This is a genomic window from Kitasatospora sp. NPDC057940, from assembly GCF_042887425.1.
GTDB lineage: Bacteria > Actinomycetota > Actinomycetes > Streptomycetales > Streptomycetaceae > Kitasatospora.
This window is the reverse complement of sequence record NZ_JBHVPH010000008.1, coordinates 269075-283477: the sequence shown is the minus strand read 5'-3', so window position 1 is coordinate 283477 and position 14403 is coordinate 269075. Positions and strand designations below refer to the sequence as shown.

Below are 14403 nucleotides of genomic sequence, written 5' to 3'. Positions count from 1 at the left end.
CGGTGGCGGCTGCCGCTGTGGCCGCCACCGCCACCGCCCGCCGTCGCTCCCGTCCGCCACCACCCCCGAGGACCACCACCCCATGCGGCTCTACCTGCTCGCCCTCAACCCCACCGACTCGGTCACCGCCGGCTTCCTGCCCGCCGCCGCCCGGCTCGGGCTCGACGTCACCGTCCTGACCGACCACGCCGAACCCCACCGGAAGGCCTACGCCGACCTCCCGTTCACCGCACCCGAGGTGCTGGAGTGCGACGTCCGGGACTTCCGCGCCGTGATCAGCCTGGTCTCCCGCCACCACGCGCCCGACGCGGTGTTCAGCAACAGCGACCACCTGCAGACCCAGACCGCCCTGGCCGCCGAGTACTTCGGCCTCCCCGGCAAGGACTGGAAGGCCGCACTGCGGGCCAAGGACAAGGGCCAGCTGCGCCGCCACCTCGCCCTGACCGGGCAGGACGCCGTCTGGTCCGCCGAGTTGCCCTCCGGGCAGGACCCGGCCGAGCTGGAGCCGCCGTTCCCGTGCGTGGTCAAACCCCGTGAGGGAGTGGCCAGCGAGGACGTCACACTGGTCGCCGACGCCGCCGAACTCGCCCTCCGCTGCCGGGAGATCCAGCACCGCCGGGCCGGCGCGACGCTGGTCGTCGAGGAGTTCCTGGACGGCCGGCTGTGCACCCTGGAGACACTCGGCGACGGCCGCCGCCGGCACGTCCTCGGCGGCTTCCGCACGCAGCTCTCCCCGCCGCCGGACTTCATCGAGGAGGTGCTGGAGTTCACCCCCGCGCACCCCGGCGAGGTGGTCGCGCAGGTGCTCGCCCAACTCGACGCGCTCGGGATCGGACTCGGCGCCTGCCACACCGAGTTCGTCGTGCAGCCCGACGGCCGCGCCCGGATCATCGAGGTCAACTACCGCGCCATCGGCGACCAGTGCGACCTGATGCTCGCCGAGATCCTCGGCGTCCCGCTCTTCGAGCACATCCTCGCGGCCCACCTCGGCCGGGAACTCCCCGCGGACCTCGGCGCGCAGTGCGCCGCGACCCCGCGCCGGGCCCGCAACGAGGTGGTCTGCGCCGACCGCGCCGGCATCCTCACCGCCGCCCCCGGCCCGTACGACGAGGAGCGCGACGGCGTCCGGCTCGCCTACCGCCCGCTGCGCCCGCTCGGCGAGCGGCACGAGCACTACCGCACCAACCGCGACTACCTGGGCGTGATGTGGGCCGTCGGCGCCGACCAGGAGGCCGTGGACGCCGCCGTCGCCCGGTTCCGCGCCGCCAACCGCTGGGAGATCACCCCGTGACCGCCGACGAGCAGCTCACCCTGCGGGTGCTCTCCGCCCTGCTGCGCGAGGACGTCCTCGGCCTGCGCACCCGCGGCGCCGTGGAGGACCGCGCGGACGGCGCCTGGTTCACCGTCGCGGACGCCGGACTCGCCCTGCCCGTCGCCGTCGAGGGCTTCCAGTGCGAGTACGCCGCCCGGCTGCCCCTGCTGGAGCTGGCCGGGCGCCGGCTCACCGGCCTGGACGCCGTCGTGGCGGCCCTGGCCGGCCTGGCCGAGGCCGAGGACCGGCCCGGCTGGGACGCCTTCGCCGAGGAGTGCCGCCAGACCCTCGCCACCATGGAACTGCACGAGCGCGCGCGGCCCGAGGTGCACGCCCGGCTCACCGACCTGTACGGCGAGGACCCGGCCGACTGGACCGGCCTGGCCGCCGCCCTCGGCCACGACACCCTGGCCGCCTACCTCGACCACCCCGTCTACCCGACCGCGCGCGGCCGGGCCGGCCTCACCGAAGCCCAACTGAGCTCCTACGCGCCGGAGTTCCACCCAGCCTTCGAGCTGCGCTGGCTGGCCGTCCCGACGGACGCCCTCACCACCCACGGCCGGCGCCCGCTCCCGAGCTGGTGGCCCACTCCGGCCTGGCTGGGCCTTGCGGACGCCTGCCCCGGCGACGGCTGGAGCACCCTGCCGGTCCACCCCCTCACCGTCGGCGCCCCGCTGGACGAGGCGCTGGAGGCGGCTGGCCTGGCCGGCCGCGCGGTGCTCGCCGAACGGCCCTACCTGACCGTCGTACCGACGCTCTCCATGCGCACCGTCGCCGTCGTCGACGACCCCGCCTGCCACCTCAAACTCCCGCTCGCCACCGCCACGCTGGGCCGACTCAACCGCCGCACCATCAAGCCCGGCACGCTGCTCGACGGCGCCGCCGGCCAGCGCCTGGTCGAGGCCGTGCTGGCCCACGAGCCGCGCTTCGCCGGCCGCGTCCTGCACGCCGACGAGCAGACCTGGGCGCACGCCGGCCACGAACTGCTGGCCGTCCTGCTGCGCCGCTACCCCGCCGGGCTGGAACGGGCCGTCACCGTCCCGCTGGCCGCCCTGCTGGCCCCCGCGCCCGGCGGCCGCCTGGTGCTCGACCACCTCGCCGACCGCTTCCACGGCGGCGACCAACTCGCCTTCTACGACTCTCTGCTGGAACTGCTGCTGGACTGGCAGACCACGCTGTTCGACTACGGCATAGCACTGGAGTCGCACCAGCAGAACACCTCCCTGGTACTCGACGGCGACGGACTGCGCCTGCTCTACAAGGACGACGACGGCCCCCGCGTGCACACCGCCCGGATGACCGCCCGCCTCGGCGAACTCGCCCCGGCCCGGGCCGACTTCGACGACGCCCGGATCTTCGGCCACGACGACCAAGCGCTCACCGACCTGTTCACCACCATCACCGGCCACCTGTGCACCGGCGCGCTCGCGTTCGGCCTCGCCGAGCACCGACGCGCCGAACTCACCGACGTGCTCGCACTGTTGAGAAAGCGCCTGGCCGAGGCCGTGGACCGGATCGGGCCGACCGGCGACCCGCTGCGGACGGACCTGCTGGAGGCCGAACGCCTGCCGGTCAAGGCCATGGTCAGCGCCGGGACCCTGCTCAGCAAGCAGCGCTCGGGCGCCGCCGACATCAACAAGCACTACACCAGCGGCCCCAACTACCTGCTGGCGAACGGGATCGCCCGGTGAGTGCGGAGGCCGTCCCGCAGCGGTCCGGCCACGGGATCGAGCACTCCGGCGGACTCGGCCGCCGCCAGGTGCACGCCGTCGCCGCCTGCTACTTCGTCGCCTCCTTCGCCGCACTGGGACTGCCGCCGTACCTGACCGCGATCCTGCCCACGCTCGGCGATCCGCAGGCCCGGTGGGCCGGCGTGCTCTACATCGTCCCGACGGTCTTCAGCGCGCTCGGCGCACCGCTGTGGGGCCGGCTCGCCGACCGCTTCGGCCGCAAGCGGCTGCTGCTGCGCGCCCAACTCGGGCTCACCGTCTCCTTCCTGCTGGCCGGGGCCGCCGCCAGCCTGCCCGCGTTCACCCTCGCGCTGGTCCTCCAGGGCTTCCTCGGCGGCACCTTCGCCGCCACCAACGGCTACCTCGCCGCCGCCCTCGACGGACCGCGGCTGTCCCGCGCACTCACCCTGATGCAGGGCAGCGCCCGGGCGGCCCTGGTGGCCGCGCCGATCCTGGTCGGTGCGCTGTCCCCGTGGATCGACCCGCACCGCCAGTACCTGGTGATGGCCGTCCTCCCGCTCGCCGCCGCGCTGCTGCTGTCGCTACTGCCCGAGCCGGACCGTCCGGCGGCCGCCCCCGCGTCGCAGGGCCGCGCCGAGCGGGCGCCCGCCGCCCCGCTCCTCCCGCTCTACGTCTTCGAGTTCGTCTTCGTCTTCGCCACCGTCATCTCCTTCCCCTATCTCATCTCGCTCGCCGAGCAGCGGCTGCCCGGCGTCTCCGGCACCACCACCGGCGTGCTGTTCGCCCTGCCGCACCTGTGCTACCTGGTGTTCGCCGCGCGCGTCCACACGCTGTTCCACGCCCGCCCGCACACCGGCATCGCGCTCGGCTTCGGCTTCGTCGCGCTCGGCCTGGCCGGGCACGCCGTCGCGTACTCGCTGCCGGCCTTCATAGCCGTCCGGCTGCTGCTCGGCGCCGGGCTCACGCTCGGCCTGGTCTGCCTCGCCGTGCTCGCCGCCGGAGCGGCCCGAGGCCGCGCGCCCGGGCGGATGTTCGGCACGCTCGAACTCGTCTCCAAGGGCGGCGCCGTCGCCGCCGGCGCCGTCGCGGCGCTGGCCAACGGGCAGTTCGGGGCCGCCGCGCCCGTGGTCGCCGGCACCGCTGCCGCCCTGCTGGCCGCCGTCGCGGCCACCGCATTCTCCCTCCCGTCCCTCCGCCAAGCGCTGGAGTCGCCGATGACCCCCGAGCCGCTCACCCCCCAGCCGATCACCCCCAAGTCGGTCACCCACGAGCCGATCGGCCACGAACTGCCCACCGCCGACGACGCGGTGGCCCACACCCTGCTGAACTGCCTGCTGCGCGAGGTCTCCGCCCCCGAGCACCAGACCGCCGTGGCCGACGGCCGCCTGCTGCTGCGCCTGCCCCGGCGCGGCGTCCTGCTGCGGATCGCCCTGCGCCGCACCTCGCTGCTCGGCGCGCACCGCTTCACCGGCCCGGTCGAGATCGAACGAGGCGGCACCTGGGCGGAGTTGGACTGGCGAGAGCTGGCGGAACACGTGCAGGACGAACTGGAGCTGCGCACCGGCACGGTGAACGAGGAGTTCCTCGGCCAGGTCACCTCCAGCCACGACGGCCTCCGGCAGAGCCTGGCCGGCCGCCCGGCCGCCGGACCGGACCGCTACCTGGAGTCCGAGCAGGCCCTGCTGTTCGGCCACCGCTTCCACCCGGCGCCCAAGTCCCGCTCCGCCGCCCGGGGGGACTGGCGCGGGTACGCCCCGGAGTCCCGTGCGGCGTTCCCGCTGCGCCACCTCGCCGTCCGCACCGAACTGCTCGCCGAGCAGTCCCTGGACGAGAGCGCGAGCGCCCTGCTGGACGGCCTCGGCGACGTCCCGGACGGCTACCGCCTGCTGCCCGCCCACCCCTGGCAGTACCGACTCATCGGCGATCACCCGCTGTTGCGCGACGCCCTCGACCGCGGGGACGTCCTCGACCTCGGGCCGCGCGGCGAGGAGTTCGCCGCCACCGCCTCGGTGCGCACCCTCCACGGCGCGGACGCCTTCCTCAAGTTCAGCCTCAACGTGCGCATCACCAACTGCCTGCGCAAGAACGCCGCTTACGAGCTCACCGGCGCCGTCGAACTCACCCGACTGCTCGCCCCCGCGCTCGCCGACCTCGCCCGGCGCTTCCCCGAGGCGGCGATGCTGCGCGAGCCCGCGTTCCGCACCCTCGCCCTGCCCGGCGCCGACGGCCGACCCGACCAGGCGCTCTACGAGGGCTTCGGCCTGATCGTCCGCGAGGGCTTCGGCGGCGTGCTGCGGCCCGGCGTCACCCCGCTGCTGGCCGCCGCCGTCGCCGACGAGCACCCGACCAGCTCCGCCCACATCTCCCGGCTGCTGGAGGGGAGTTCTGACGCCTCCCGGGCCCTGGACTGGTGGCGGGCCTACCTGGGGCTGCTCGTCCCGCCCGTGCTCGCCGCCTACTTCGACCACGGCGTGGTGCTGGAGCCGCACCTGCAGAACGTGCTCATCGGCGTCGACGCCACCGGGCACCCCGCCCAGGTGCTCTTCCGCGACCTGGAGGGCACCAAGCTCGTCCCCGAGCACAACGCCGGCATCCTGGCCGCCCTCCCGCCCGAGGTCGCCGGTCCGATGACGTACGACGCCGAACGCGGCTGGGACCGGGTGGTCTACTGCCTGTTGGTCAACCACGTCGCCGAACTGCTGGCCGCCCTCGCCGACCGCCACCCCGAGCTGGAGGGCGCCCTGTGGCAGGCGGTCCGGGACACCCTGGAGCAGTACGCGGCAGGCCACGGCCGCCCGCCCCGACTGCGGGCGCTGCTCGCGGGCGTACCGCTGCCGGCCAAGGCCAACCTGCTCACCCGCTGGGAGCGCAAGGCCGACCGGCAGGCCGGCTACGTCCGACTGGCCTCACCGCTCGCCGGATCCGTCCTCGCCCAGGCCGCCCGCGCCGCCACCCCCCTGTCTGTCGGGAGCGTCGCCCGATGACCGAGATCGTCCGCCGGCACGTCGCCGCCCTCGCGCCCGACGACCTGCCCGCCTACGTCTACGACCTGGCGGCGCTGCGCGCGCACGCCGCCGCCGTCCGGGCCGCACTGCCCGCACGGGTCGAGCTGCACTACGCCGCCAAGGCCAATCCGGAGGCGCCGCTGCTGGCCGCGCTGCGCGACGCGGTCGACGGCTACGAGGTCTCCAGCGGAGGTGAGTTGGCGCACGTGCGGGCGGCCGTTCCGGACGCGCCGCTGGCCTTCGGCGGCCCCGGCAAGACGCCCGCCGAGATCGCCGCCGCCGTGGACGCCGGGGTGCACCGCTGGCACATCGAGAGCGAGCAGGAACTGCACCGGCTCGACGCCGTCCTCGCGGACCGGCCGGGCACGGTGGTCGACGTGCTGCTCCGGGTCAACCTGCCGGTCGCCACCGGCGCGCTCGACGCGGTGGCACTCGCGATGGGCGGGCGGCCGACGCCCTTCGGGCTCGACCCGGACCGCGCCGAGGAGTGCGTGCGCCGGCTCACCGACGACGGCACCGGCGATGGCACCGGCACCGGCCCGCTCGGACGGCGGCTGCGCCTGCGCGGTGTGCACGCCCATCTGGCCAGCGGGCTCGCGGCGGCGGAGCAACTGGCCGTCGCCGAGCAGATCGTGGCCTGGTCGGCCGCGCTGGCCGAGCGGCACGGCTTCCCGCTGGCGGAGGTCAACGTCGGCGGCGGAATGGCCGTGGACTACGACGACCCGGCGAACCACTTCGACTGGACGGCCTTCGGCGAAGGGCTGGCCGAGCTGCTGGACGCCCACCCCGGCCTGACCCTGCGGATCGAACCCGGCCGGGCCCTGACCGCCCACTGCGGCTGGTACGCGACCGAGGTGCTGGACGTGAAGCGGAGCCACGGCGAGGACTTCGCGGTGGTCCGTGGCGGCACCCACCACCTGCGCACCCCCGCCACCCGGGGGCACTCCCAGCCCTTCGAGGTGCTCCCGGTCGACGCCTGGCCGCACCCGTGGCCGCGCCCCGCCGTCGCCACCGGCCGCGCCACCCTGGCCGGCCAGCTCTGCACCCCGAAGGACGTCCTCGCCCGGGCCACCGCCGACGCCGACGGCCTGCGGGCAGCCGACCGGGTGCTGTTCGCGATGGCGGGCGCGTACGCCTGGAACATCTCGCACCACGAGTTCCTGATGCACCCGCGCCCGGGGTTCCACTACCTGGGCGGCTGAGGGCACCCCCGGCCGACGGCCGAGAGGTAACAGATGACAGCCGACGGATGACAGATAACAGATTTCGAAATCTGTTATCTGTTATCTGTCAGCTGTCATCTGTTCGCCGTTCCCTGTGCGCGCCCCCGCCGCCCGCCCGTCCGCGCGCCGGACCCCACCCGCGGGCCCCGCCCGCCCCAGGGGTCGCCGCAGGTCGCCTCCGCACACTCGTGCGACAGTGGTAGGCAGCGAAGGGAGCGCGAACGTGCTGATGGACAAGGTGGCGGAGATACTCGCCGAGGCGTCGGCCGAGGTGGTGGAGCCGCGCTTCCGCGCGCTGGCCGCCGGCGAGGTGATGGAGAAGGCGCCCGGCGAGATCGTGACGGTCGCCGACCGGGAGGCCGAGGTGATCATCGCCCGCCGTCTGCGCGAGCTGCTGCCCGTCCCCGTGGTCGGCGAGGAGGCGGTCTCCGCCGACCCCGAACTCGCCCAGGCCCTCCACGACGAGCCCGCCGCCTGGCTGGTCGACCCGGTCGACGGCACCTCCAACTTCGTCGCAGGCCGCCCCGAGTACGCCGTGATGTGCTCGCTCGTCCGCGGCGGAGAGACCGTCGCCTCCTGGATCTGGCAGCCGGCCACCGCCACCGCCTACTGTGCCGAACTGGGCTCCGGGGCCTGGCGGAACGGCGTGCGCCTGACCCGACCGCCGGCACCGCGCGACGCCGCGAAGCTGCGCGGATCCGTGAAGAGCCGCTACCTCGACCCGGAACACCGCCGGCTTCTGCAGGCCAACGAGTCGGCCTTCGGCGAGGTCTCCCCCGGTCGGCACGCCGCCGGAATCGAGTACCCGGACGTCGTCGAGGGCCGCTTCGACTTCCTCCTCTACTGGCGCACCCTCCCCTGGGACCACGCCCCCGGCTCCCTGCTCGTCACCGAGGCCGGCGGCGTGTCCGCCCGGCTGGACGGCACCCCCTACCGCCCCGAGGCCCCCGGCTGCGAGAACGGCCTGCTGGTCGCCGCCGACCCGGAGACCTGGGAGCTCACCCGCACCACCCTCCTGAGCGACTGACTGACCGCAACCACAGCACCGTCACCACCACGGCCACCACAGCCGCCATGTGGTGGCGGCCGTGAACAGGCGTCCCGGTCCTCGGTCTCGACCGGGCCCGTCCGGTGCCGGGCGGCCGGCGGCGACCTGCCCTGCGACCCTGCTCTAACCGGCCCGGTCCCCCTCGGCCTTCCGCCCGGCGCCCACCACCTCGCGCAGCAGTGCACGGACCTCCTCCGCCGTGGCGTGCGGGTTGAGCAGGGTGAGCTTGAGCCGCACCCGGCCCGACCCCTCGCCCGGGAGTTCGGTCCGCCCGACCACCGCCCGCCCGGTGCGCAGCAGCAACCGGCGCAGGCTGCCGTTGAGTTCGTCGACGGCGGCCTCGTCGGTCAGGCCCGGCGGCCGGTAGCGGAACAGCACGACGGTCAGCGCGGGTTCGGCGTGGAGTTCGAGCGACGGTTCGGCGCGGACGGCCTCGGCGGCGGACCGGGCGAGTTCGTGGCAGGCGTCGACGAGTCGGCCGAGCCCGTCGCGGCCGAGGGTGCGCAAGGTGACGGCGAGTTTGAAGGCGTCGGCCCGCCGGGTGGTGCGCAGCGAGCGGCCGAGCAGGCTGGGGTAGCCGGCCTGCTCGTCGTCCACGGGGTTGAGGTACTCGGCGCGGCGGGCGAGCGAGACGTAGGTCTCGGTGCGGCGGACCAGGAAGACGCCGGCGGCGGCGGGCTGCCAGCCGAGCTTGTGCCAGTCGAGGGAGACGGAGTCGGCGCGGTCGATGCCGTCGAGGAGCGGGGCGAGCCGGTCGGAGAGCAGCGCGCCGCCGCCGTACGCGGCGTCGACGTGCAGCCAGGCGCCGTAGCGGCCGGCCAGGTCGGCGGCGACGTGCAGCGGGTCGATGCCGCCGGTGTCGGTGGTGCCGGCGGTGGCGACGATGGCGATCGGGGTGCGTCCGGCCCAGCTGGCCTCGGCCAGGGCCCGCTCCAACTCCTTCGGTTCCATCCGGAGTTGCCGGTCGACGGGGACGGTGGTGACGGCGCGCTCGCCGAGCCCGAGCAGGGCGGCGGCGCGCTGGACGGAGAAGTGCGCGGCCTCGGAGGCGACGACGCACGGCCGGACTCCGGCCGGGATGCCGTCCAACTCGACGATGCCGTCCAGCTTCTGATCCCGTGCCAGCATCAGTCCCATGAGGTTGGACTCGGTGCCGCCGGAGGTGAGGACGCCGGCAGCGCGGGCCGGGTCGTAGCCGACCAGGGCGGCGAGTTCGGCGAGGAGGGCGGTTTCCAGGGCGGTGGCGGCGGGGGCCTGGTCCCAGGAGTCCTGGGAGGGGTTGAGGACGCTGACCGCGAGGTCGGCGGCGGCGGCCACGGCGAGCGGCGGGCAGTGCAGGTGGGCGGCGCAGGCCGGGTCGGCGGGGTCGGCGGCGCCGTAGGCGAGGAGTTCGGTGAGGCGGGCGAGCGCGCCGGGCCCGTGGGCGCCGGCCAGGCCGTCGGCGACCAGCGCGCCGAGCTCGGCCGGGCTGCCTGCGGGCAGCGGCCCGCCGCGCAGGGCGATGCCGTGGTCGAGCGCGTCGAGGACGGTGGCCAGCAGCGGTCCGAGCGCGCCGGGCCCGCCGACGCCGCCCGCGAGGGCGTCCAACGGGCCGGGCCCGCCGGGCAGTCCGGCGGCGGCGCCGGAACCCGAATCGGAACCACCCCCGGCCCTCGAACCACCTCCGACTCCAGAACCGGCCCCGCCTCCGGAACCGCCCTCGGCCCCGGAGTCACCACCGGCCCCGGATCGGGCGCCCGAACCGCCTCCCGAGCCTTCCCCTGAACCGCCACCGCCACCGCCCCCTCGCCGCGCGCTCATTCGGCGCCCCGGACTACGGGAGCCACGCCGCTCGCCGCAGCGGCGGGATCGACGGCCGCGGCGGCCGCGGCGGCCGCGATCGCGTCGGCCAGCCGGTCGAGCACCGCGGCGACCTGCTCGTCGGTGATGGTGAGCGGCGGCAGCAGTCGCAGCACCGCGTCGTGGCGCCCGCCGAGTTCGACGATCAGCCCGCGCGCCAGGCAGGCCTCCCGCACCCGGCGGGCGAGCGCCGGGTCGGCCGGCCTGGCCCCGCAGGCGTCCGGTTCGGCGGCGGGGTCGACGAGTTCGACGCCGAGCATCAGGCCGCGCCCGCGCACATCGCCGATCACCGGCAGTTCGGCGGCGAGCCCGCGCAGCCGGGCGGTCATCCGCTCGCCGACGACGGCGGCGCGCTCGGCCAGCCCGTGGGCGGCGACGTGGCGCAGGGTGGCGGCGCCGGCGGCCATGGCGAGGGTGTTGCCGCGGAAGGTGCCGGTGTGGGCGCCGGGGCGCCAGCCGTCGTAGTCCTCCCGGTAGACGACGACGGCGAGCGGCAGGCTGCCGCCGATGGCCTTGGAGAGCACCATGGCGTCCGGGACGATGCCGCTGTGCTCGACGGCCCACATCGCCCCGGTGCGCCCGACGCCGGTCTGCACCTCGTCGACGATCAGCGGGATGCCCCGTTCGGCGGTGATCCGGCGCATCTCGCGCAGCCAGCCGTCGGGCGCGGGGACGACGCCGCCCTCGCCCTGGACGGCTTCCAGGATCATCGCGGCGGGCGGGACGACCCCGCCCGAGGGGTCGTCGAGCAGCCGTTCGACGTAGGTCGCGGCGAGGTCGGCGCCGGCCTCGCCGCCGACGCCGAACGGGCAGCGGTAGCCGTACGGGTAGGGCAGCCGGACGACGTCGCCGCCGCTCGGCAGCGGTTCCTTGACGGCGACGTTGCCGGTGAGCGCCAGGGCTCCGGCGGTCATGCCGTGGTAGGCGCCGGTGAAGGCGAGCGCGCCGGACCGGCCGGTGGCGGTCTGCATCAGCTTGAGCGCGGCCTCGACGGCGTCGGTGCCGGCGGGCCCGCAGAAGTGGATCCGGGCGCCGGCGGCGAAGTCGGCGGGCAGGCTCTCGAAGAGGGCGCTGGTGAAGTCGTCCTTCTCGGCGGTGGCGAGGTCGAGCAGGTGCAGCGGGGCGCCGCTGTCGAGGGTGCGGCGGATCGCCTCCAGCACCACTGGGTGGTTGTGCCCGAGGGCGAGCGTCCCGGCGCCGGAGAGGCAGTCCAGGTAGCGCCGCCCGTCGGCGCCCTCGACGGTCATGCCGTGGGCCCGTACCGGGACGATCGGGAAGGACCGGGCGTACGTACGGGCGGCGGACTCGCGTACGCGCTGGCGGCGCAGGATGGCCTCGCCGGAGGCCGGGGCACCGGCGGCTCCAGCGACACCGGCAGCACCGGCGGCTTCGACACCTCCGGCGGCTCCGGCGGCTCCGACAGTTCCGGAGGAGGAGGCCGGGGCCTGGGCGGGAACGGCGGCGAGCGACAAGGCAAACCCCCAGAAGAAGTTAGGTAAGCCTAACTTTACTGCCCCTGACCTGGCGGGATACCCCAGGGGCCCCCAGAACCACCCGAGTGAGTGAACCGCCCCCGGTCCTGCCAACGAGCCACCGGCGAAAAGGTCACGGCCCTCACCCCCGCCGACCCGGAGCCGCCCCACCGCCCTTCCACCGGTAGCAGAGCTCCGGCCGCCCCACGCTCCCGTACTGCGGCTCCCGCACCGCCCGCCCGGTGTCGACGAGGTGTTCGAGGTAGCGGCGCGCGGTGATCCGGGAGACCCCGGCGGCGGCGCCCGCGGCGGCGGCGGACAGGCCCGTCGCCGTCTCGCGCAGTACGGCGGCGACGGCGTCCAGGGTGGGCGCGCTCAACCCCTTGGGGAGGCTGCTGCGCTCGGGCGTGCGGAGCAGGGCGAACGCCTGGTCGACCTCGTCCTGCCCGGTCGCCTCGCCGGTGCGCCCGAGGCTGTCGCGGTAGCGGGCGTAGCGCTCCAGGCGGTCGTGCAGGGCGGCGGCGCTGAACGGTTTCAGCAGGTACTGGACCACGCCCGCCGACACGGCCTGCCGCACCATCGCCAGGTCGCGGGCCGAGGTCACCGCGATGACGTCGGTGGTGTGGCCGGCGGCGCGCAGCGAGCGGCAGAGTTGGAGGCCGTGGCCGTCCGGCAGGTAGAGGTCGAGCAGGGTCAGGTCGACGGGCCTGCCGGCAGCGCGGGCGCGGTCCAGGAAACGCAGCGCGTCGGCGCAGCTGTGCACCGTCCCGGCGGCGTGGAAGCCGGGTTCGCGCTCGACGTAGAGAGTGTGCGCGGCGGCGGCCACGGGGTCGTCCTCGACGACCAGCACGGAGATCCCCGGCCCGGCGGTCACCTCGGTCATCGCGACACCCCTTCCCGTCGGCCCGGCCGGCCCGGCCGGCCAAGTTGCTCCGGACCCCCGGCTTGCCCCGGACCCCCGGCTTGCCCCGGGCTCCCGAGTTGCCCCGGCTGTCGCTCACCGGATCGCGCCGACACCCCGGCGAGCGGCAGCCGGACGGTGAGCACCGCACCCCGGTCGCGCCCGACCTCGACGGTGCCGCCGTTGCGCCGGGCGGCCTGGGCCACCAACGCCAGCCCGAGACCGTGCCCGCGCACGTCCTGCTTGGTGCTCCAGCCGCGCCGGAACACGTCCTCGACGACGGCCGGGTCGATCCCCGCCCCGGTGTCGGCGACGCGCAGCAGCAGGCAGTCCCCGCCACCCGGAGCCACGTCGCCGCCACCCGGAGCCACGTCACCGCCACCCACGCCACCCGCACCACCGCCGTCGATCCGCACGGTGACGGTGACCTCCGGCGGCACCGCGCTCTGCGCGGATCCGGCGATGGCGGCGTCCACGGCGTTGTCGATCAGGTTGCCGAGGACGGTGATCAGGTCCCGCGCGGAGAGCCCGGGCGGCAGCAGTCCGTCGTCGATCCGACTGTCGTCGGTGAGGGTCAACTCCACTCCCCGTTCGGCCGCTTGGGCCGCCTTGCCGAGCAGCAGCGCGGCCAGCACCGGTTCGCCGACCGCCGCGACCACCCGGTCGGTGAGCTGCTGGGCGAGCGCGAGCTCGGCGGTGGCGAACTCCACCGCCTGTTCGTGGCGGCCGAGTTCGATCAGCGAGACGACGGCGTGCAGCCGGTTGGCCGCCTCGTGCGCCTGCGCCCCGAGGGCTTCGGTGAAGCCTCGAACCGAGTCCAACTCTCCGCTGAGCGCCTGGAGTTCGGTGTGGTCGCGCAGGGTGACGACCCGGCCGAGGCCGGTGCCGATGGTGGAGGTGTTGAGCACCACCACCCGCTCCGCGGTCAGGTGCACCTCGTCCCGCACCGGCTCGTCGCCGAGCACGGCCGCGACCAGAGCCCGCGGCAGCCCCAGCTCCACGATCAGGCGGCCCTCCAAGTCGCCGCCCAGTCCGAGCAGTTCACGGGCCGCGTCATTGCAGAGCACCACCCGGTGCGCGCGGTCCAGCAGGACCAGCCCCTCGCGCACCGAGCGCAGGGTCGCCTGGTGGTACTCGTAGAGGTGGCTGAGTTCGGCCGGTCCCATGCCGTGGGTGTGCCGCCGCAGCCGGGAGTTGGCGAGGTAGGTGCCCACGCCGCCGACCCCGAGCGCGGCCACCGCCACCCCGACCAGGGCGAGCAGCGGGCCGCTCAACTGCGCGGAGATGGATTCCACCGTGAGGCCCGCGCTGACCAGGGCGATCACCTGGTGCCGGTCGTCCAGCACCGGCGTCACCACCCGTACGGACGGCCCGAGCGTGCCGGTGTAGGTCTCGCTGCGGGTCTCCCCCGCGAGCGCCCAGTCGATGTGTCCGAGGAAGCGCTTGCCGATCTGCTCGGGCAGCGGGTGGGTCCAGCGCACGCCCTCGGTGTCCATGACGGTGATGAAGGAGACGCCGGTGTCCACCCGCACCTGCTCGACGTACGGCTGGAGCACCGCGGTCGGGTCCGGCGTGGTGACGGCGGCCCGCACCGAGGGCGAGTCGGCGACGGCGTGGGCGACAGTGGTGACCTGGCGGCGGGCCGCGTCCTCGGCCCGGTCGGCGGTGAAGAGGTACGCGAGCACCGCGCCGCCCGCCACCACGGCGGCGACGATGACCACCTGGACGACGAAGAGCTGCCCGGCCAGGCTGCGGACCAGCCCGCGGGGTGCCGGGAGCCGTCGGCGCGAGGGCGTGGGGGCGGTGCGCACGGACATGCCTGCCAGTGTGCACCACGCTCCCGGGGTCCCCCAGAGGCCCGCGACAGGTCGGCGGCCTGCCGACAACCTGTCGACGACCTGCCGACGAACGC

At 75.3% G+C, this 14403-nt stretch carries 9 protein-coding genes and 1 pseudogene; 6 read left to right on the top strand and 4 right to left on the bottom strand.

Annotation, left to right across the window (positions count from 1 at the left end):
- The first annotated feature begins 82 nt into the window (after positions 1-82).
- From ACFVTF_RS16275 to ACFVTF_RS16250, 6 genes and pseudogenes are all read left to right on the top strand, one after another.
- Positions 83-1291: an acetyl-CoA carboxylase biotin carboxylase subunit family protein gene (locus ACFVTF_RS16275; RefSeq protein ID WP_387814070.1), complete on the top strand. Its 1209-nt coding sequence runs from the start codon at positions 83-85 to the stop codon at positions 1289-1291.
- On the top strand, positions 1288-3003 hold the full coding sequence (locus ACFVTF_RS16270) for an IucA/IucC family protein (protein WP_387814068.1): 1716 nt from the start codon (positions 1288-1290) through the stop codon (positions 3001-3003). Before ACFVTF_RS16275 ends, ACFVTF_RS16270 begins: the two co-directional genes overlap by 4 nt.
- Positions 3000-3755: pseudogene (locus tag ACFVTF_RS16265) on the top strand (MFS transporter); the annotation flags it as partial. The gene ACFVTF_RS16270 and the pseudogene ACFVTF_RS16265, both read left to right, overlap by 4 nt.
- 462 nt (positions 3756-4217) lie before the next feature.
- On the top strand, positions 4218-5987 hold the full coding sequence (locus ACFVTF_RS16260; RefSeq protein ID WP_387814130.1) for an IucA/IucC family protein: 1770 nt from the start codon (positions 4218-4220) through the stop codon (positions 5985-5987).
- Positions 5984-7210, top strand: a complete 1227-nt coding sequence (locus ACFVTF_RS16255) for a type III PLP-dependent enzyme (RefSeq protein WP_387814066.1) — start codon at positions 5984-5986, stop codon at positions 7208-7210. Before ACFVTF_RS16260 ends, ACFVTF_RS16255 begins: the two co-directional genes overlap by 4 nt.
- A 250-nt stretch (positions 7211-7460) precedes the next feature.
- Positions 7461-8258 carry an inositol monophosphatase gene (locus ACFVTF_RS16250; protein WP_371522920.1) on the top strand — a complete coding sequence of 266 codons (798 nt, stop codon included), beginning with the start codon at positions 7461-7463 and terminating at the stop codon, positions 8256-8258.
- A 144-nt stretch (positions 8259-8402) separates the two neighbouring features.
- Here the strand turns inward: ACFVTF_RS16250 and ACFVTF_RS16245 are convergent, their stop codons facing one another.
- The 4 genes from ACFVTF_RS16245 to ACFVTF_RS16230 all read right to left on the bottom strand — a co-directional run bounded on the left by ACFVTF_RS16245 (position 8403) and on the right by ACFVTF_RS16230 (position 14308).
- Positions 8403-9866: a pyridoxal phosphate-dependent decarboxylase family protein gene (locus ACFVTF_RS16245; protein WP_387814064.1), complete on the bottom strand. Its 1464-nt coding sequence runs from the start codon at positions 9864-9866 to the stop codon at positions 8403-8405.
- A 209-nt stretch (positions 9867-10075) separates the two neighbouring features.
- On the bottom strand, positions 10076-11449 hold the full coding sequence (locus tag ACFVTF_RS16240; protein ID WP_387814128.1) for a diaminobutyrate--2-oxoglutarate transaminase: 1374 nt from the start codon (positions 11447-11449) through the stop codon (positions 10076-10078).
- Positions 11450-11732: 283 nt separating this feature from the next.
- On the bottom strand, positions 11733-12473 hold the full coding sequence (locus ACFVTF_RS16235) for a response regulator (RefSeq protein WP_387814062.1): 741 nt from the start codon (positions 12471-12473) through the stop codon (positions 11733-11735).
- Entirely contained in the window at positions 12470-14308 is a 1839-nt protein-coding gene (locus ACFVTF_RS16230; RefSeq protein ID WP_387814060.1) for an ATP-binding protein, read from the bottom strand. The genes ACFVTF_RS16235 and ACFVTF_RS16230 overlap by 4 nt, the downstream gene beginning before the upstream one ends.
- Positions 14309-14403 lie beyond the last annotated feature (95 nt).

Excerpts from the sequence above, each read along its gene's own strand:
- ACFVTF_RS16275 (WP_387814070.1), top strand. The coding sequence starts at position 83 with ATGCGGCTCTACCTGCTCGCCCTCAACCCCACCGACTCGGTCACCGCC.
- ACFVTF_RS16260 (WP_387814130.1), top strand. The coding sequence starts at position 4,218 with ATGACCCCCGAGCCGCTCACCCCCCAGCCGATCACCCCCAAGTCGGTC.
- ACFVTF_RS16255 (WP_387814066.1), top strand. The coding sequence starts at position 5,984 with ATGACCGAGATCGTCCGCCGGCACGTCGCCGCCCTCGCGCCCGACGAC.
- ACFVTF_RS16250 (WP_371522920.1), top strand. The coding sequence starts at position 7,461 with ATGGACAAGGTGGCGGAGATACTCGCCGAGGCGTCGGCCGAGGTGGTG.
- ACFVTF_RS16235 (WP_387814062.1), bottom strand. The coding sequence starts at position 12,473 with ATGACCGAGGTGACCGCCGGGCCGGGGATCTCCGTGCTGGTCGTCGAG.
- ACFVTF_RS16230 (WP_387814060.1), bottom strand. The coding sequence starts at position 14,308 with ATGTCCGTGCGCACCGCCCCCACGCCCTCGCGCCGACGGCTCCCGGCA.